The 17,447-nt window shown below is 72.8% G+C and carries 17 protein-coding genes; 4 read left to right on the top strand and 13 right to left on the bottom strand.

Features of this window, described 5'->3' with window-relative positions:
- The first annotated feature begins 65 nt into the window (after positions 1-65).
- The gene (locus BHU15_RS13880) at positions 66-1,115 is read left to right on the top strand and encodes an aminotransferase class V-fold PLP-dependent enzyme (RefSeq protein ID WP_069627465.1); all 1,050 of its coding nucleotides are present in this window, start codon (positions 66-68) and stop codon (positions 1,113-1,115) included.
- 93 nt (positions 1,116-1,208) lie between these two features.
- Here the strand turns inward: BHU15_RS13880 and thpD are convergent, their stop codons facing one another.
- The 5 genes from thpD to BHU15_RS13855 form a co-directional block, all read right to left on the bottom strand.
- Positions 1,209-2,108, bottom strand: a complete 900-nt coding sequence (gene thpD, locus BHU15_RS13875; RefSeq protein WP_069627464.1) for an ectoine hydroxylase — start codon at positions 2,106-2,108, stop codon at positions 1,209-1,211.
- 5 nt (positions 2,109-2,113) lie between these two features.
- Positions 2,114-2,512 (bottom strand): ectoine synthase, encoded by a 399-nt coding sequence (locus BHU15_RS13870; protein WP_023542574.1) that lies wholly within the window; start codon positions 2,510-2,512, stop codon positions 2,114-2,116.
- A 140-nt stretch (positions 2,513-2,652) separates the two neighbouring features.
- Positions 2,653-3,921 (bottom strand): diaminobutyrate--2-oxoglutarate transaminase, encoded by a 1,269-nt coding sequence (gene ectB / locus BHU15_RS13865; protein ID WP_023542575.1) that lies wholly within the window; start codon positions 3,919-3,921, stop codon positions 2,653-2,655.
- 59 nt (positions 3,922-3,980) lie between these two features.
- Entirely contained in the window at positions 3,981-4,550 is a 570-nt protein-coding gene (gene ectA, locus BHU15_RS13860; RefSeq protein ID WP_171908366.1) for a diaminobutyrate acetyltransferase, read from the bottom strand.
- Between the two features lie 334 nt (positions 4,551-4,884).
- A complete protein-coding gene (locus tag BHU15_RS13855) occupies positions 4,885-5,997 on the bottom strand; it encodes a pyridoxal-phosphate-dependent aminotransferase family protein (RefSeq protein ID WP_069627472.1) in 1,113 nt (370 codons plus the stop codon).
- 146 nt (positions 5,998-6,143) lie between these two features.
- Between BHU15_RS13855 and BHU15_RS13850 the strand changes: the two genes are divergently transcribed.
- A complete protein-coding gene (locus tag BHU15_RS13850) occupies positions 6,144-7,235 on the top strand; it encodes an amidohydrolase family protein (RefSeq protein WP_069627463.1) in 1,092 nt (363 codons plus the stop codon).
- Positions 7,236-7,555: 320 nt separating this feature from the next.
- Entirely contained in the window at positions 7,556-8,470 is a 915-nt protein-coding gene (locus BHU15_RS13845; RefSeq protein WP_107422852.1) for an SCO1860 family LAETG-anchored protein, read from the top strand.
- A 90-nt stretch (positions 8,471-8,560) separates the two neighbouring features.
- Here the strand turns inward: BHU15_RS13845 and cobC are convergent, their stop codons facing one another.
- Genes cobC through cobM form a run of 6 tightly spaced genes read right to left on the bottom strand, consistent with a single transcriptional unit; the run spans position 8,561 to position 15,202 of the window.
- On the bottom strand, positions 8,561-9,655 hold the full coding sequence (gene cobC, locus BHU15_RS13840) for an Rv2231c family histidinol phosphate aminotransferase CobC (RefSeq protein ID WP_069627461.1): 1,095 nt from the start codon (positions 9,653-9,655) through the stop codon (positions 8,561-8,563).
- Positions 9,639-10,568 (bottom strand): sirohydrochlorin chelatase, encoded by a 930-nt coding sequence (locus tag BHU15_RS13835; RefSeq protein ID WP_069627460.1) that lies wholly within the window; start codon positions 10,566-10,568, stop codon positions 9,639-9,641. The genes cobC and BHU15_RS13835 overlap by 17 nt, the downstream gene beginning before the upstream one ends.
- A complete protein-coding gene (locus BHU15_RS13830; RefSeq protein WP_069627459.1) occupies positions 10,565-11,185 on the bottom strand; it encodes a precorrin-8X methylmutase in 621 nt (206 codons plus the stop codon). The genes BHU15_RS13835 and BHU15_RS13830 overlap by 4 nt, the downstream gene beginning before the upstream one ends.
- Positions 11,182-13,080 carry a precorrin-3B C(17)-methyltransferase gene (gene cobJ, locus BHU15_RS13825; protein WP_069627458.1) on the bottom strand — a complete coding sequence of 633 codons (1,899 nt, stop codon included), beginning with the start codon at positions 13,078-13,080 and terminating at the stop codon, positions 11,182-11,184. Before cobJ ends, BHU15_RS13830 begins: the two co-directional genes overlap by 4 nt.
- Positions 13,077-14,354, bottom strand: a complete 1,278-nt coding sequence (locus BHU15_RS13820; protein WP_069627457.1) for a bifunctional cobalt-precorrin-7 (C(5))-methyltransferase/cobalt-precorrin-6B (C(15))-methyltransferase — start codon at positions 14,352-14,354, stop codon at positions 13,077-13,079. The genes cobJ and BHU15_RS13820 overlap by 4 nt, the downstream gene beginning before the upstream one ends.
- Complete coding sequence (cobM, locus tag BHU15_RS13815; protein ID WP_069627456.1) at positions 14,351-15,202, bottom strand: precorrin-4 C(11)-methyltransferase; 852 nt, start codon at positions 15,200-15,202, stop codon at positions 14,351-14,353. Before cobM ends, BHU15_RS13820 begins: the two co-directional genes overlap by 4 nt.
- Positions 15,203-15,294: 92 nt before the next feature.
- Here cobM and BHU15_RS13810 point away from each other — a divergent pair, with 92 nt between their 5' ends.
- Complete coding sequence (locus BHU15_RS13810; RefSeq protein WP_069627455.1) at positions 15,295-16,059, top strand: ZIP family metal transporter; 765 nt, start codon at positions 15,295-15,297, stop codon at positions 16,057-16,059.
- Positions 16,060-16,085: 26 nt separating this feature from the next.
- Here BHU15_RS13810 and cobI read toward each other — a convergent pair whose 3' ends face one another.
- Positions 16,086-16,841 (bottom strand): precorrin-2 C(20)-methyltransferase, encoded by a 756-nt coding sequence (gene cobI, locus BHU15_RS13805; RefSeq protein WP_069627454.1) that lies wholly within the window; start codon positions 16,839-16,841, stop codon positions 16,086-16,088.
- A partial coding sequence (locus BHU15_RS13800; protein ID WP_107422853.1) for a type 1 glutamine amidotransferase family protein occupies positions 16,838-17,447 on the bottom strand: 610 nt, incomplete at its 5' end. The genes BHU15_RS13800 and cobI, both read right to left, overlap by 4 nt.

The raw sequence follows: 17,447 nt of genomic DNA, 5'->3' as shown, positions 1-17,447 counted from the left end.
CCCTTGGGTGTTCCCCCACGAAATACGCAATTGACTAGGGGGAACACCGGTCCCAGGGTGAAGGCATGGACACTTTGGGTGGAGCCGAGTTCGTGCCGGAGACGACGTATCTGAACACCTCGACCTGTGGTCTGCTGCCACGCCGGGCCGTCGAAGCGGTACGGACGCTGGCCGCCGAGAACGGCACGGGGCAGCGGGACGGCGCGGGCAGTTTCGACTCGGTCGACGCGGCCCGCGCCTCGTACGCCCGCCTGGTGCACACGCCCGTGGAGCGGGTCGCCGTCGGCAACGCCGTGGCGGTCCATGTCGGTCTGATCGCCGCCTCGCTGCCGCCGGGCGCCGAAGTCCTCATGGCCGAGGGCGAGTTCAGCTCCGTCGTGACACCCTTCGCGGTACGCGGCGACCTCAAGCCGCGCTACGTACCGCTGGAGTCGCTGGCCGACGAGGTGCGGCCGGGCACCGCGCTGGTGGCGGTCTCGGCAGTCCAGTCCGCCGACGGCCGGATGGCCGACCTGCCGGCGGTACGGGCCGCCGCCGCCGCGCACGGCGCCCGTACGCTCCTCGACGTCACACAGGCGGCGGGCTGGCTGCCCGTCGACGCGGGGGCGTACGACTACACCGTCGCCGGCGGCTACAAGTTCCTGGTGAGCCCGCGCGGCACCTCGTTCCTCACCGTCACCGAGGAGGCCCAGGAGCACCTGGTGCCGATCCACGCGGGATGGGTCTCGGGCGAGGACATCTGGGCGAGCACGTACGGCCCCGTGGCACGACTCGCGCACTCGGCGCGGCGGTTCGACGAGCCGACGGGCTTCCTCGCCTACCACGGCGCCGAGCAGTCCCTGGCCGTGCTGGAGGAGATCGGCGTCGAGCGGATCCACCCCCACGTCACCGCGCTCGCCGGCCGCTTCCGGGCGGGCCTGCTCTCCCTCGGGCACGAGCCGGTCGCCGCCGATGGCTCCGCCGTCGTGGCCGTCCCCGGCCTCGGCGACCTCCAGCCCCGGCTCGTCGAGGCGGGCGTCAAGGTGGCGGTCCGCGCGGGCAATCTGCGCGCCGCCTTCCACCTCTACAACTCCACGGCGGACGTGGACCGCGCGCTGGACGTCCTCGCGGGCTGAGACCGGGACCGGGACCGGGACGTACGGGAGGCGGGGCCGGTCCCGCCCGGACCGGCCCCGCCTCCTCCGTACGCGCTCACCGCACGCGGGCGGTCACCGCACCGGCGTGAAGTCCCTGGAGCCGATGAACGACGGCCGCGGGGCGGGCGCCGCGAACGGCTCGACCGCCGCGTTCTCCACGCTGTTGAACACGATGAAGACGTTGCTGCGCGGGAACGGGGTGATGTTGTCACCCGAGCCGTGCATGCAGTTGCAGTCGAACCACGTCGCCGCTCCGGCCTTGCCCGTGAAGAGCTTGATGCCGTGCTCCTGGGCGAAGCCGGTCAGCGCCTCGTCCGACGGCGTCCCGGCGTCCTGCATCTTCAGCGACTGCTTGTAGTTGTCCTTCGGCGTCTCGCCCGCGCAGCCCAGGAAGGTCTTGTGCGACCCGGGCATGATCATCAGGCCGCCGTTGGTGTCGTAGTTCTCGGTCAGCGCGATCGACACGGAGATGGTCCGCATGTTCGGCAGGCCGTCCTCCGCGTGCCACGTCTCGAAGTCCGAGTGCCAGTAGAAGCCCGAGGCACCGAAGCCCGGCTTCACATTGATACGGGACTGGTGGACGTACACGTCCGAACCGAGGATCTGCCGCGCCCGCCCCACCACACGCTCGTCGCGCACCAGACCGGCGAAGATCTCACTGAGCTTGTGGACCTCGAAGACCGAGCGGACGTCCTGCGACTTGGGCTCGATGATCGAGCGCTCGTCGGCCCGCACCGCCGGGTCGTTGATCAGCCGGTCGAGCTCGTCGCGGTAGAGCACCACCTCGTCGGGGCTGATCAGCTGGTCGACGGTGAGGAACCCGTTCCGCTCCAGCCCCTGGAGGTCGGCCGCGTCGACCGGGCCGGGGGTGCCGGGAGGTGACCAGACGACGGGGTCCTGGCGCGGGGTGGTCACCTCGCCCACGCCACGGGTCGGGTACAGGTCGGTGCGTGCAGGGGCGGTGGTGGTCATGAGATTCAGCCCTCCTCGGTCAACAGCGGGTAGACGCCGTTCTCGTCATGGTCCTCCCGCCCTGTCACCGGCGGGTTGAAGACGCAGACACATCGGAAGTCGGTTTTCGGCCGGAGCGTGTGCTTCTCGTGGCCGTTGAGCAGATACATCGTGCCGGGGGCGATCCAGTGGGTCTCGCCGGTGTCGTCGTTGGTGAGTTCGGCCTCGCCCTCCACGCACAGCACGGCCTCGATGTGGTTCGCGTACCACATCGACGTCTCGGTGCCCGCGTAGAGCACGGTCTCGTGCAGGGAGAAGCCGACGTTCTCCTTGGCGAGCACGATGCGCTTGCTCTCCCAGGTGCCCGACGCGGATTTCACATGGCGGTCGGTGTTCTCGATGTCCTGGAACGATCGGACGATCACGGTGACTTGGACCCTTCTGTGCGGTGGTGCTTGTCGCGGTGCGTGTTTGTTCCTGTCCTGCTGCGGTGGTGCCTGTACGGGTGCCCCCCGGGGGCCGGGTCAGACGTGGGTCCGGCCCGGCCCCCGGGGGGCCCGAACGATCAGGCGGTCTCGCGTACGGCGCGGGCCAGCGTGCGCAGGCCCTCGTCCAGCTCCTCGGGCGTGACGGTCAGCGCGGGAAGCAGCTTCACGACCTCGCTCTCCGGGCCGGAGGTCTCCAGCAGGAGCCCCAGCTCGAAGGCGCGACGGCAGATCGCGGTCGCCCGCGGCTTGTCCTGGAACTCCATGCCCCAGACCAGGCCCCGGCCCCGGAAGCTCACGCTGTCCGGCTCGCACTCGTCGACGATGGCCAGCAGCGCGCGCTCGACCTGCTCGCCGCGTGCCAGGGTCTGCTTCTCCATCTGGCCGTCGGCCCAGTACGTGTTCAGCGCGGCGGCGGCCGTCACGAAGGCCGGGTTGTTGCCGCGGAACGTGCCGTTGTGCTCACCGGGCTCCCAGATGTCCAGCTCCGGCTTGAAGAGCGTCAGCGCCATCGGCAGGCCGTAACCGCTGATGGACTTCGACAGCGTGACGATGTCCGGGGTGATGCCGGCCTCCTCGAAGGAGAAGAACCCGCCGGTGCGCCCGCAGCCCATCTGGATGTCGTCGACGATCAGCAGCATGTCCTGGCGCTCGCACAGCTCGGCCAGGGCGCGCAGCCACTCGGCGCGGGCGACGTTGATGCCGCCCTCGCCCTGCACCGTCTCGACGATGACGGCCGCGGGCTTGTTGAGCCCGGAGCCCTGGTCGCCGAGCAGCCGCTCGAACCACAGGAAGTCCGGGACCTGCCCGTCGAAGTAGTTGTCGAACGGCATCGGAGTGCCGTGCACCAGCGGGATGCCGGCTCCGGCCCGCTTGAAGGCGTTGCCCGTGACGGCGAGCGAGCCCAGCGACATGCCGTGGAAGGCGTTCGTGAAGGACACGATCGCCTCGCGGTTCTTCACCTTGCGCGCCAGCTTGAGCGCCGACTCGACGGCGTTGGTGCCCGTGGGGCCGGGGAACATCACCTTGTACGGCAGGTCACGGGGGCGCAGCACCACGTTCTGGAACGACTCCAGGAACGCGCGTTTGGCGGTGGTGGCCATGTCCAGGCCGTGGGTGATGCCGTCGCGCTCGATGTAGTCGATCAGGGCGCGTTTGAGTACGGGGTTGTTGTGCCCGTAGTTGAGTGAACCGGCGCCGGCGAAGAAGTCGAGGTAGCTGTGGCCGTCCTCGTCGGTGAGCCGGCTCCCCTGCGCGCGGTCGAACACGGCCGGCCAGCCGCGGCAGTAGCTGCGGACCTCGGATTCGAGGGTCTCGAAGATGCTCAGGACAGGCGGGGTGATGGTCATGGGGGTCTCCTGAAGGGTGTGGGAGAGAGGAGTGAGGATCGGGGTGGGGGCGGCGCAGCTCAGGTCGTGAGCGGGCCGATCCGGTACAGCACCTCGGGCTGGTGGCCTTCGTCGGGGAAGAGGTCCCCGTCGAAGAGCACTTCGCGCTCCAGGGTCGCGCCATGACGCTCGGTGTAGGCGTGGAACATCCGGTCCGACGCCGTGTTGTCGGGAGTGACGGTCGTCTCGACAGAGGTGACCCCCTGCTCCTCGGTGACCCGCCGGGTGAGTGCGTCGAGCAGGGTCCCGGCGAGACCCTTGCCCCGATGGGCCTGGTCGACGGCCACCTGCCAGACGACCAGTGCCTCGGGCCGCTCGGGCCTGATGTACCCCGTGACGAAGCCGATGGGGGTTCCCTCGGCCTCGGGGGTCCCGTCGGCGCCGGAGGAGGTGTCGCGGGCCACGACGGAGGTCGCGGCGAAGTCACGACACCACAGCAGATAGCTGTAGGAGGAGTTCAGGTCCAGCACCCCGGAATCACGGGCGATGCGCCAGATCGCGGCTCCGTCCGCCACTCGTGGGGCGTCGATCCTGATGGATCGCGTGAATTCGCTTCGGACACCTGCAAGGTCTGCTTGGGCGGCAGTCATGTCTATTGAATTTACCGAGCTAATTCAGAAATCGCATCGTCGGCAGGGGTTGGGCAGCGACCTGATCTGTGTTATCACGCGGGCGCGGGCGCCGAGTGGGTGAGAGGTGTTCTGTGATGGTTTGACCGCCAGATTTGGCGCAAGACGGGCACACTTGTGTACTCGGTCACATATGCGTAACGCTCTCGACCTGCGCCAGAATTACGCCGGGACCGTGCGGTGGGCGTTGTTGAAACCTTGGCGTTTAGGATCAAAAAAAGCGGGCAGACGAATACGGGAAGCTGCGCGCGATGCAATACATTCCCGTGTTCTCGAATTAACGCTTACTTTGTATTCAAGATGCGTTGTCGGGAAAGCTGTCGGATACTGCCGCGTCGGCCGCCGCGGGATTCACGTCCACGCCCGACCCGGCGAGCACGGCGCCCAGCGCGGCGATCGAGGACCGGACCGCGTCGGCGGTGGCGTCGGAGCCGTAGTGGTTGACCCGGATCATCTCCTTGGCCAGCGCCCCGCCCCCGGCGATCAGGGGCAGCGTGGGACGGGCCGCCAGGGCCTGCGCGACCAGTGCGGCGGCGTCCACCCCGGCGGGGGTGCGCAGCGTGGTCGCCACCGGCGCGGCGTCCCGCGCGGAGTACACGTACGGCTCAATTCCGCCGCCGAGCGCGAGGGCGCCCGCGCGGGTGGCCGCGGCGGCCGACGCGTGTGCCGCCATTCGGGTGGCGAGCCCCTCCGACTCGATGCGCTCCAGGCACGCGTCGAGCGCCAGCATCTCCAGCTGGGCGGGTGCGTGCGGCAGCGCCTTGCGGCCCGTGTCGATCCAGCGCTCCTTCCAGTCGAGGAGCGAGAGGTACGAGCGCCGCGGCGCCGCCGGGTTCGCGGCCAGCCGCTCCCACGCGCGGGCGCTCACCGACACGGCCGAGACACCGGCCGGCCCGCCCATCGCCTTCTGCGCGCCGATCACGCACAGGTCGACGCCCCAGGCGTCGGGCAGCAGCGGCTCGGCCGCCACGGACGCGACGGCGTCCAGCATGAACAGCGCCCCGTGGGCGCGGACCGCCTCGCCGATCTCGGCCACCGGGTTGGTGTTGCCCGTGGCCGCCTCCGCGTGGACCAGCGACACGAAGTCGATCTCCGGGTGCTCCGCCAGCGCCCGCTCGACCTGCTCGGCGGTGGCGGCGGCGTGGAACGGCACCTCCAGGTCCACGACCGTGGCGCCGCAGTCGCGCAGCCAGTCGCCGAAGGTCTGGCCGTACGGTCCGGTGACGACGTTCAGCGCGGTCGAACCGGCGCGGGCGCCGCCCCGGACGCAGCCCTCCAGAGGAAGCAGCGCCTCGCCCTGTGTGATCACCACGTCCTGCTCGGTGTCGAGCAGGGCGGCGACGCGTCGCTCGACGGCGGCGAAGTGGGCGGGGGTGAGGGGGGCGAGGTCCAGCAGCGGGTGGGTCACGGGGATGTGCTCTCTTCGGGTCGGCCGGTTCGGGTGTGCCGGTTCGGGTGTGCCGGTGGTGCTGTCGTACGGGGGGTGCGCGCCGCTCGAACGGTGTTCGGACACGCCCTCGTCGAGGGTACTCAGCGCCTCGTAAGGTTCCGCCCATGAGTGATCACGCGGTGCTGCATGTGAAGGGGCGGGTGCTCGTCGGCCCTGACGACGTCAGGGACGAGCTGTGGGTCGTGGACGGACGGACAAGCTATGAACGTCCCTCCGGCGCGCGTGACGTCCGTACGGTCGTCGGCTGGGCCGTGCCCGGTCTGGTCGACGCGCACTGCCACGTCGGTCTGGACACCCACGGGCCGGTGGACGAGGCGACGAGCGAGAAGCAGGCGCTCACGGACCGGGACGCGGGCACGCTGCTGCTGCGTGACGCGGGTTCGCCGTCCGACACCCGCTGGATCGACGGCCGCGCCGATCTGCCGAAGATCATCAGGGCCGGCCGGCACATCGCCAGGACCCGCCGCTACATCCGTAACTTCGCCCACGAGATCGAGCCCGGAGACCTCGTCGCCTTCGTCGCCCAGGAGGCCCGGCGCGGCGACGGCTGGGTCAAACTCGTCGGCGACTGGATCGACCGCGAGGCGGGGGACCTGACCGCGTGCTGGCCGCGCGGCGAGGTCGAGGCGGCGATCGCCGAGGCGCACCGGCTCGGCGCCCGCGTCACGGCGCACTGCTTCGCGGACGTCGCGCTGCGCGATCTCGTCGAGGCCGGGATCGACTGCGTCGAGCACGCGACGGGCCTCACCGACGAACTGATCCCGCTCTTCGCGGAGCGCGGCGTCGCGATCGTCCCCACGCTGGTCAACATCGCCACCTTCCCGGCCCTCGCCGCCGGTGGCGAGACCAAGTACCCGCGCTGGTCGGCCCATATGCGACGCCTGCACGAGCGCCGTTACGACACGGTGCGCGACGCGTACGACGCGGGGATCCCGGTCTTCGTCGGCACGGACGCGGGCGGCTCCCTGGCGCACGGTCTGGTGGCCGACGAGGTCGCGGAGTTGGTGAAAGCCGGTATTCCGCCGCTGGAGGCCCTGTCGGCGACCACCTGGCACGCACGGGCCTGGCTGGGCCGTCCGGGCCTTGAGGAGGGCGCTCCGGCCGATCTGGTGGTGTTCGACGAGGACCCGAGGGCGGATGTGCGGGTGCTGGCGGAGCCGAGGCGGATCGTGCTGAACGGGCGGGTCGTGGGCTGACGTCGGGCGGTTCGGCTCGTTCTGTTGACGACGGCGCGGGTGTTCGTGCGTGCCGTGAGCCCGTTGGAACGGGCCGGTGCGCGACTCCACGCCCCCCGTCCGGGTGGCCGGAAGGAACGCCCGTACCCGCGGATTCGAACGCGGACACGGAAACCTCACTTTGGAGTGAACTCACCGCAGGTGTCCGCCAGTTCACTCTCGGTGCGTAAGGATTCCGGTGTCCCGGTCGCCAACGCCGCCGCACGTGTCCCCGTGCCGGCCGGTGGGCGACGTCGCAACTCTGTGGGGGTTCCACCATCTTGAACAGCAATGTCTTCCGCATGCCCGCACGCCGCTGTGCCGCACTGGGCGCCGCGGTGGCGCTCGTCGCGGGTCCCGTCGTGCTCGCCGCCCCGGCGCAGGCCACCGGCGGCACCGGAGGAACCGGTGTCACCACCGGAAAAGGCAAGGCGAGCGCGGTCGTTCTGCGGACCGGCCTCGACGTGTCACTGCTCAACAAGTCGGTCAACGTGCCGCTGCGGGCGGCGCTCAACGAGGTGCGGGCCCCGGCCGACGCCGACAGGACCGCGCTGACCGTCGAACTCGACGGGGTCGACCAGGGCAGGCCGTTCACCGTGCTGCGCGCCGACGTCGCCACCGCGCGGGCCACGGTCGACGAGCGGAAGGCCGAGGGGTACGCCAACATCGCCCACGCCAAGGTGCATGTGCCGGGGCTGCCGTTGCTCTCGCTCATCGAGGTCCAGGAAGTCACGTCCAAGGCGGTCTGCGCGGCGGGGAAGAAGCCCGTTGCCGAATCGAATCTGCTGGGCACCGTCACCGTCCTCGGTAAGAAGGTCACGCTCTCCGCGGCCGGACCGACCCGCGTCGAGGTCCCGGGCGTCGGCGAGGTGACGCTCGACCTTTCGAAGACGCGGACCACGTCCCGTACGGCCGCCGCGACCGCGCTCGAACTGAAGGTCGCGGTCAACCCGCTCAAGCTGAACGTCGCCGACGTCCAGGGCACCCTCACCCTCGCCGAGGCGACCTGCGAGGCGCCCGCCGAACCGGTGAAGCAGACGGAGCCGGAACCGGAGAAGGAGGGCGTCGAGCCCCAGACCGCCACGGAGCCGACCACCGAGAACCTCGCGGAGACGGGCGGCAGTTCGATGACCCCGTACCTGGCCGCGGGCGCGGTGCTGCTGCTCGCGATCGGCGGCGGCGCGCTGGTCCTGGTGCGGGCACGCGACCGGGGCTGACGGGCGGGCCGCACGACTGTCCTCAGGCGCCGGACGGGCCGCGCGTGCCGTCCGGCGCCCGGGCACGAACCGCGCACCCTGCCTGCCGTGCTAGGCGGTCGGGGCCGTCGTGCGGGTGTCGTCCGTCGGCGACAGGGCCTCGTCCAGGGCCTGGAGGAAGCGGTTCGTCGTCGCACGGTCCCGGACCGCCAGCCGGAGCCACTGCGGGCCGAGGCCCGGGAACGTGTCGCCGCGACGGGCCGCGAAGCCCAGCACGCGCAGGCGCTCCCGTACGGCGTCGGCCGACTCCATCGTGACCAGGACGAACGGGCCCGCCGCCGGTTCGACGGCGCGTACGCCGTCGAACCGGGCCAGTCCGGCCAGCAGATGGGCCCGTTCCGCCGCCGTACGCAGCGCCGCCGTGCCGGCCTCCGCGAGCGCGGCGGGCGTCATGCACGCCTCGGCGGCGGCCAGTGCCGGCGTCGAGACCGCCCAGAGCGGCTGGGCGGCGGCGAGAGCGGTGACGGTCTGCGGATCCGCCAGCACATAGCCGATCCGCAGTCCGGCCAGCCCCCAGGTCTTGGTCAGGCTCCGCAGCACCACCAGCCCCGGCACGTCCCGGCGCCCCGCCAGCGACTCGGGCTCCCCGGGCACCGCGTCCATGAACGCCTCGTCCACCACCAGCGTCCGCCCCGGACGCGCCAGTCGGCGCAGAGCGGCGGCCGGGTGCAGGACGGACGTCGGGTTCGTCGGATTGCCGATCACCACCAGATCCGCGTCCTCGGGCACGGCGGCGAGGGCCGCGGGATCCAGCCGGAAGCCGGTACCGGGGTCGAGCAGCACCCGCCGTACCGGGCGCCCGGCGTCCAGCAGCGCCGCCTCCGGTTCCGTGAACTGCGGGTGGACCACGACGGGGCGGCGCGCCGGAAGGGCGCGGGCGAGCAGGACGAACGCTTCCGCGACGCCCGCCGTCAGCAGGACGTGCTCCTCGGGCAGCCCGTGCCGCGCGGCGACGGCGGCCCGCGCCGCGCGCCCGTCGGGATAGGCCGCGAGGCCGGTGAGCGACGCGGCGATCCGCTCCCGCAGCCAGTCCGGCGGCGTGCCGGGGCGGACGTTGACCGCGAGGTCGGTCAACTCCGCGCCGTCGTCCCGTACTTCGGCGTCGCCGTGGTGCCGCAGGTCGTGGGCGTCAGTGCGCGTGCGCATGACTGCCGTGGCCGTGCCCGTGCCCGTGTCCGTTGTGCCCGTCGTCGTCCGGGTGGAAGTGCGGCTGTTGCGGCGCCCCCACCTTGTCCTCGAAGCCGGGCAGCGCGACGCGGTAGACGCAGGAGTCGCAGTTCATCCGCAGATCGCCCCGCACCGCCTCGTGGTAGCGCTCCATGACCAGGTCCAGCAACTCCTCCGTGGGCCCCACCACATCGGCCGACGCGACCTCGGTCTCCGGATGCGCCGCCGCCCACTCCCGCGTCTGGCGCACCACACGCTCCGGCAGGATCCCGGTGAACAGGAAGTACGGCAGCACCACGATCCGGCGCGCCCCGAGCCGTACGCAGCGGTCGAGCCCGCTCGGCACGTCCGGCGCGGCCAGTGACACGAAGGCCGTCTCCACCCCCGCGTAACCGCGACCCTCCCAAAGAAGCCGCGCCGCCTTCAGCACCTCCGCGTTGGCGTCGGGGTCGGTCGAGCCGCGCCCCACGAGCAGCACGGTCACCTCGGACCTGTCGCCGTCGAAGTCCTCCAGCGCGGCCAGCGCCTCCTCCAGGCGCCGTTCGAGGACCGTGAGCAGCGCGGGGTGCGGGCCGAGCGGGCGGCCGTAGGTGTACGAGATCCCCGGGTGGCGCTCCTTCTCGCGCTTCAGGGCCGCCGGTATGTCGCCCTTGGCGTGCCCGGCGGACACCAGCATCAGCGGGACGGCGGCGAAGCGCGTGACGCCCCGCTCGACGAGCTCGGCCACGGCGTCGCCGATGGGCGGTGCCGACAGCTCGATGAAGCCGCCGGCGACGGGCAGTTCGGGGTGCCGCCGGCCCAACTCCCTTACGAACTCCCGGAAGGCTTCGGCACCCCCGTCGTCCCTGGTGCCGTGGCCGGCGATGAGCAGTGCGGGGCGAGGGGTGGTCACACGTTCTCCTTGGCGGACTGAGGCGGGTGGTACGGGTGGTAGAGCAGGGCGTTGAGCGCGGCGGCGGCGACGGCGGAGCCGCCCTTCTCGGAGATGTTGCTCACCGCCGGAAGGCCGCTCTCGCGCAGCGCGGCCTTGGACTCGACGGCGCCGACGAAGCCGACCGGGAGCCCGATCACGAGCGCGGGCGCGGCGTCCAGGAGCAGCAGCTCCTCCAGTGCGGTGGGCGCGCAGCCGACGACCCAGATCGCGCCGGGTCCCACCTGCTCGTACGCGAGTCGCACCGCGTGCGCGGAACGGGTCAGGCCCGGCCCCGACACCGCCTCCTTGAGACGGCACACGGCGCTGCGGCGGGTGATCCCGGCGGCGACCATCTCCACGTCGGCGACGACCGGCGCGCCCGCGTGCAGCGCGCCGTGCGCGGCGGCCAGGGTCGGCTCGTCGCAGACCAGATCGGTCAGATACGCCGGATCGGCCGCCGAGTGGATGACGCGCTCCACGACCGCGCGGGTCAGCGGCGCGAGGTACGAGGTGTCGACGCGGGCGCGCAGCCTGCGGAACGACTCCTCCTCGATGGGATGGACGACACGCTCACGCCCGCCGGTGTGTTGGCTCATCGGGCTCCCTCCGACTGCCACCGGTAGCCCCGTGGCGTCACCATGCGGCCCGCGATCTCACGCGTGGCCGTGTTGCCCACCGTCACCACCGTCATCATGTCCACCGTCGTCGGGTCGATCCGGGCGAGCGTGGTGAGGTGGCTGGTGCCGTCGGGGCGTGAGGCGTTGCGTACGACGCCGACGGGGGTCGTCCCCGTACGGTGCTCCGCCAACAGGGCCAGCGCCTTGGGCAGTTGCCAGTCGCGGCCACGGCTGCGCGGGTTGTAGAAGGTCACGACGATGTCCGCCTCGGCCGCCGCGCGGACGCGGCGTTCGATGACCTCCCACGGAGTGTGCAGGTCGGACAGGCTGATCGAGACGTGGTCGTGCCCGAGGGGCGCGCCGAGGATCGCGGCGGCGGCGAGCGCGGCGGTCACGCCCGGTACGCCGACCACCTCGATGTCGTCGGCCGCCTCGGCGAGCGCGGGCGACGCCATCGCGTACACGCCCGCGTCGCCGCTGCCGATGAGCGCCACGGCGTGGCCCGCCCGCGCCTCGGCCACGGCCGTACGGGCCCGCTCCTCCTCGCGCCCCAGCCCCGACTCGATCACGCGCGTGCCGGGCCGCAGCAGGTCCCTGATCTGGTCGACGTACTGGTCGAGCCCGACGAGCACCGATGCCCGCCGCAACTCGGCCACGGCGCGCGGCGTCACCAGATCCCGCGCGCCCGGCCCGAGCCCGACGACGGCGAGCCGCCCGCGCGGCGCCCGGCGCACGACGGCGCAGGTGGCCATCGCGGGCCGCCCGTGCGGGCTGGACTTCCGCTTCGGTACGAGGAGTTCACCGCCCCGCCCGGCGGCGGCGAGCGCGGCGGCCTCGGCGACGGACGGGGTGCCGACGGCCGCGAGCGGCGCGTCCGACGGGTTGGGCACGTCGACCGAGGCGAGCACACCGGCCGGGTAGGTCCGGACGGGCACCCCGAGTTCGGCGGCGGCCCCGACGATGCCGGGTTCGTCGGCCTTGGCGTCGACGGTCGCCAACTCCCCGACGCTGAGCGCCGAGAGCCCGGCGTCCCGCAGGACGTCCATGACGAGCCCGTACACCTCGTCGACACCGGCGCCCCGGCTGGCCCCGACACCGACGACGAGGGACGGCGGCCGAAGGACGACATCGGCCGGCCCGAGGGGGACGACGCGGTCGCTGACGAGAACAGCGGCACCGGTCCCCACGGCCCCGGGTGTCGACGGAGTCGGAACGCCCTGCGGCGCGCGGGCGGTCGGGCCGTCCAGCGGCCTCCGGGGCGCGGCCGTGGCGTCAGCCGGTCGCGACGACGGCTCGGCAGCCGCATCGGCCGCGGGCCCGGTCGGATCGTCTCCGCCCGGGCGCGCCGGCGGCGTCGGCACCTCACCCGCCACGCCCGCCGTCACGTTCGGTGGCAGCGGCGGCAGTGGCCACACCGTGTCCGCTCGCAGCGTCACCGGTGCCCCGTCGAGCATCGCGCGGGTCACCGTCGCCACCGCGCCCTCGAACGGGAGGCCGAGCGTGTCCAGGCCCGGGATGCCCGTGGCGTCCGTCGCCGTGGTGATCACCGGGGTCGCCGACAGGGTCGAACCGACCTCCGTCGCGAGGGAGTTGGCACCGCCGCCGTGGCCGCCGAGCAGCGACACCGCGTACCGGCCCGCCTCGTCCACGCACACCACGCCCGGGTCCGTCGACTTGTCGGCCAGCAGCGGGGCCAGCAGCCGTACCGTCGCCCCCGTGGCCAGGAAGCACACCAACTGGTCGCACTCGGCGAACGCGCGCTCCACCGCCTCGCGTACGGGGCCGTCGTAGACGCGGGTACGGTCCGGCCAGGCCGTGGCCAGGCGGTCGCGGGCGGAGGCGCCCGCCGCCGTCGCGGAGATCAGGCCGATCACTGGGTCGCTCCTCGTAGAGGGTGGGCGGGGCGGTCGCCCCACAGCAGGAAGACAGGGTTCGTGCCCGCCAGTCGGGTCACGTCGCCGGGCAGCGGGGCGAGCCGGGAGGAGTGCAGCAGTACGCCGCCGGTGGCGAACCCGGCCTCCGACAGCGCCTCCCGCACCGCGGGGACCCGGTCCAGCGCGGCCACCGACACCACCACCGTTCTGCTCGCCCGGCGCGCGCACGCCGTGACGACGGCGGGCAGCTCGCGGCCCCCGCCGCCGACGAACACGGCGTCCGGGTCGGGCAGTCGGGACAGCGCGGCGGGCGCGGACCCGTGCACGGTCTGGACGTCCACGCCGTGCGCCAGCGCGTTGGCGCGCACGCGCCCCACGCCGTCGGCCGACTTCTCCACCGCGATCGCCGCCGCGCCGAACCGCGCGCACTCCACGGCCACCGACCCCGAGCCCGCGCCGACGTCCCACACCAGATCGCCCGTCCGGGGCCCGAGCCTCGCCAGAGCCAGCGCGCGTACCTCGAACTTGGTGATCATCGAGTCGCGGTGCGCGAACTCCTCCTCGCCCAGCGCCCAGCGCGCGGGCCCCGGCGAGCGGCCGGCCAGCGTGCGCGGCACCGGGGCGTGCGCCCGCGCCCGTACGTCGTCCAGGCACAGCACCACACTCAGCGGCTCCGGCCAGTCGCGGCCCGCCGCGTCGGCGGGGGACACGCGCTCGACCCGCTCGGAGTCCGGATCGCCCAGCGCGGAGGCCACGACCAGCGTGCGCGGGAGCCCGGAGTCCGCGAGCGCGGCCCCCAACTCGGCCGGGCCCGCCCCCGGACCGGTCAGCACGGCCACCTTGGGGTGCGCGCGGCAGATGTTGACCGCCGTACGGAGATCGCGTCCGTGCGCGCTGACCACGACCGCGTCGTCCCACGGCAGGCCGACCCGGGCGAAGGCCACGGCGACGGACGGGGCGGCGGGCCGTACGTCCAGGGCCCGCGGCCCGAAGCGCCCGGCCAGCGCCCGTACGATCCCGAACAGCCCCGGATCGCCCGAGGCCAGCACCACGACGCGGCCCGCGCTCCCGTCGGCGCGATGCCGCGCGATCACGTCCAGCGCCGGTGCCAGCGGCCCGAGCACCACCCGCGAGATCCGCTCGGGCAACCCGGCCTGCGACCCGGCCTCCTGAAGATGCCGGCGCCCGCCGACGACGAGTGTCGCCTCGGCCACGGCCCGCAGGGAGTCGGCGGAGAGCGGCGTCCCCGTCCCCGTACCGATGACGGTGATCACCGCGCGCCGCCCCGGGGCCGCCCCTCGGACACGGACTCGCGCAGCGCCTTGCGGGCAGCCGGGTCGGCCCGCCGGAAGCCGTGGAAGTGCCCCGGGTGGTAGAGGTGCGAGCGGGTCCCCGACGCGGCCAGCGCGGGCCCCACCAGGAACAGCGTGTGCTTCCAGAGCTTGTGCTCCTTGACGGTCTCCTCCAGCGTGCCGAGGGTGCACCGCACGACAAGCTCCTCCGGCCAGGTCACCTGATGGGCGACGACGACCGGGGTCGACGTCGGATAGCCGCCCTCCAGCAGTTCCTGTGTGAGCTGTCCCGACCGCGCGGCCGACAGGAACACGGCCATCGTCGTACCGTGCCTGGCGAACTCCCGCACCTCCTCACCGGGCGGCATCGGCGTCTTGCCGCCGCCCAGCCGGGTCAGGATCACGGACTGCGCCACCTCAGGAATCGTCAACTCCCGCCCCGCGACGGCGGCGACGGCGGAGAACGACGAGACCCCCGGCACGATCTCCACCTCCAGACCGAGCGCGTCGCAGCGGTCGGCCTGCTCCTGCGTACCACCCCACAGGGCCGGGTCCCCGGAGTGGATCCGGGCGACCTTCAGCCCGTCACGCGCCGCCCGTTCGTACACGGCGACGACGTCCTCCAGGGAAAGCGCGGCCGAGTCCAGGATCTCGGCGCCCTCGCGCGCGTGGTCGAGCACCTCGGCCTGCACCAGGCTGGCCGCCCAGATGACGACGTCGGCGGCGGCGATGGCGCGCGCGGCGCGAAAGGTCAGCAGGTCGGCGGCGCCGGGGCCCGCGCCCACGAAGGTCACCTTGCCGGCGGTGGTCACGGCGGTGGTATCGGTCATGAGCGGTGGTCCTCGCGGGTCAACGGGGCGGGGGAGCGGAAGGGGTGAACATGAACGTGCGGACCGGGGGTCCGATCGGCTAGCAAGGGCGCATGGCGGTGTTCGTCGCGCTCGGCGCGTTCCTCATGACGCTCTTCGGCGGCTGGACGGCGCAGCGCGTCACCGACCGCCGCCATCTGGTACTCGGTCTGGCCGGCGGGCTGATGCTCGGCGTCGTCGGTCTCGAACTGCTGCCCGAGGCCATGGAGGCGGCCGGCGAGGACTTCCTCGGCGTCCACCGGGCGCTGCTGCTGTTCGTCGGCGGATTCCTCTTCGCGCACGTCGTGGAGCGCCTGCTGGCCGTACGCAGGGCAGCGCACGGCGCCGCGGACGCCGACGACCCGCACCACCACGGCCGGGACGCCGGACGGCCCGAGCGCGCGCCCGAGGTGGGTCTGACGGCGGCCTCGGCGATGGTGCTGCACAGCCTGATGGACGGCATCGCGCTCGGTGCCGCGTTCCAGGTCGGCGGCGGCATGGGCGCGACCGTCGCGCTGGCCGTCATCACCCACGACTTCGCCGACGGATTCAACACGTACACACTCACCAGCCTCTACGGCAACGACCGCCGCAGAGCCTTCGCGATGCTCTTCGCCGACGCGGTCGCCCCCGTCGTCGGCGCCGCCTCCACGCTGCTGTTCACCCTTCCGGAGGAACTTCTCGGCAGCTATCTCGGGTTCTTCGGCGGGGCGCTGCTGTATCTGGCCGCCGCCGAGATCCTTCCCGAGGCGCACCACGAGCACCCCGCACTGTCGACGCTGCTGTGCACCGTCGGCGGCGTGGGCTTCATCTGGCTGGTGGTGGCGCTGGCCGGTTGACGCGCACCGGAGCGCCACGCGGACGCTCACAGTTTGCCCCCGCGCCCGCCGTCGCGACGTGCGGGTGCGATGAGCGTCGACAGGTACGGCAGCGTCTCCCGCTCCAGTTCGGACGCGGGCCGGATCGACTCCTCGGGCAGCCCGAGCGCCGACCCCCACACCGCGCCCTCCGTACGACCGGTCTCGCGCAGCGCGGTCGCGACCTCGCCCGCCAGCCGCCCGAACTTGTAGGCCACGACGGTGCCCGGACCGTTCAGCGCGTCCTTCAGTACGGAGGCGCCCGCCGTCACCGGCACCAGCGTCAACGGCTCGGTCCCCTCGGTCAGTACGGCCCCGCTGCGCGCGGCGAGATCCTGCATGGCGGTGATCCCCGGCACGGTCTCCACGACCGTCCCCGGCACCAACTCGCCGATCGTCTGCGCGAGATAGGTGAACGTCGAGTAGACGTTGGGGTCGCCGATCGTCGCGAACGCCACGCTTCCGTGAGGATGCGCGCGCAGCAGCTCGGCGACCCGCCCGCCCGCCGCGTCCCAGGCGGCCTCCCGGCGGCCCCGGTCGCCGCGTTCGTTGAGCGCGAAGACGATCCGTACGACCTTCTCGGCGCCCACGTAATGCAGCACGGTCGCCTCGGCCCGGCCGGGCTCACCGCCGTCCGTGCCGTCGGCCGCCGCCATGACGGGCACGACGACGACATCGGCCTCCCGCAGGCACCGCACACCCTTCACCGTCACCAGCTCCGGGTCACCGGGCCCCACACCGACCCCGACGAGTCTGCTGCTCATGCCACGCACCTTTCGACGAATCTCTGTGCCATCGCGGGCGCCGCCGCCCAGTGCGTATGCAGATAGCTCGCATGCACACCCCGCTGTACGAAGCCCTCCACCCGGCGCTCGGGCCGCACCAGCCCCCAGGCGGGCGCCGCGCCGGCCCCCGGCTCCAGCACCGTCCGGTGGAACTCGTGCCCCCGCAGCCGCGTCCCGGCCGCCGCGAGGACGCTGTCCCCGACGGCGACGGCTTCCCGGTACCCGAGCGTCAGCCGCTCCGACATCCGCGCGTCGGCGTCGAGCACCCCGCACATGGGCGCCCCGTCCAGCGAGCGCGCGAGATAGAGCAGCCCGGCGCACTCGGCGGCCACGGGGGCGCCGGAGCGGGCCAGTTCGGCGACGGCCTTGCGGAGGGGTTCGTTGGCGCCCAACTCGGCGGCGTACACCTCGGGGAAGCCGCCCCCGATGACCACGCCCCTGGTCCCGGGCGGCAGTTGCTCGTCCCGAAGGGGATCGAAGACGACGACATCGGCGCCGGCGGCGCGCAGCAGCTCGGCGTGCTCGCTGTAGGAGAAGGTGAAGGCGGCCCCGCCGGCGACAGCCACAACGGGCCCGCCGCGGGCG

This window comes from Streptomyces niveus (assembly GCF_001723055.1).
In the GTDB taxonomy this organism is placed as follows: domain Bacteria; phylum Actinomycetota; class Actinomycetes; order Streptomycetales; family Streptomycetaceae; genus Streptomyces; species Streptomyces niveus.
The sequence above is the reverse complement of the archived record's forward strand: the minus strand, read 5'-3'. Positions and strand labels throughout refer to the sequence as shown.

Bases quoted from the DNA above. Each gene is read 5' to 3' on its own strand.
- BHU15_RS13880 (WP_069627465.1), top strand. From the start codon at position 66: ATGGACACTTTGGGTGGAGCCGAGTTCGTGCCGGAGACGACGTATCTG.
- thpD (WP_069627464.1), bottom strand. From the start codon at position 2,108: ATGACCACCACCGCCCCTGCACGCACCGACCTGTACCCGACCCGTGGC.
- ectB (WP_023542575.1), bottom strand. From the start codon at position 3,921: ATGACCATCACCCCGCCTGTCCTGAGCATCTTCGAGACCCTCGAATCC.
- ectA (WP_171908366.1), bottom strand. From the start codon at position 4,550: ATGACTGCCGCCCAAGCAGACCTTGCAGGTGTCCGAAGCGAATTCACG.
- BHU15_RS13850 (WP_069627463.1), top strand. From the start codon at position 6,144: ATGAGTGATCACGCGGTGCTGCATGTGAAGGGGCGGGTGCTCGTCGGC.
- BHU15_RS13845 (WP_107422852.1), top strand. From the start codon at position 7,556: ATGCCCGCACGCCGCTGTGCCGCACTGGGCGCCGCGGTGGCGCTCGTC.
- cobC (WP_069627461.1), bottom strand. From the start codon at position 9,655: ATGCGCACGCGCACTGACGCCCACGACCTGCGGCACCACGGCGACGCC.
- BHU15_RS13830 (WP_069627459.1), bottom strand. From the start codon at position 11,185: ATGAGCCAACACACCGGCGGGCGTGAGCGTGTCGTCCATCCCATCGAG.
- cobM (WP_069627456.1), bottom strand. From the start codon at position 15,202: ATGACCGATACCACCGCCGTGACCACCGCCGGCAAGGTGACCTTCGTG.
- BHU15_RS13810 (WP_069627455.1), top strand. From the start codon at position 15,295: ATGGCGGTGTTCGTCGCGCTCGGCGCGTTCCTCATGACGCTCTTCGGC.
- cobI (WP_069627454.1), bottom strand. From the start codon at position 16,841: ATGAGCAGCAGACTCGTCGGGGTCGGTGTGGGGCCCGGTGACCCGGAG.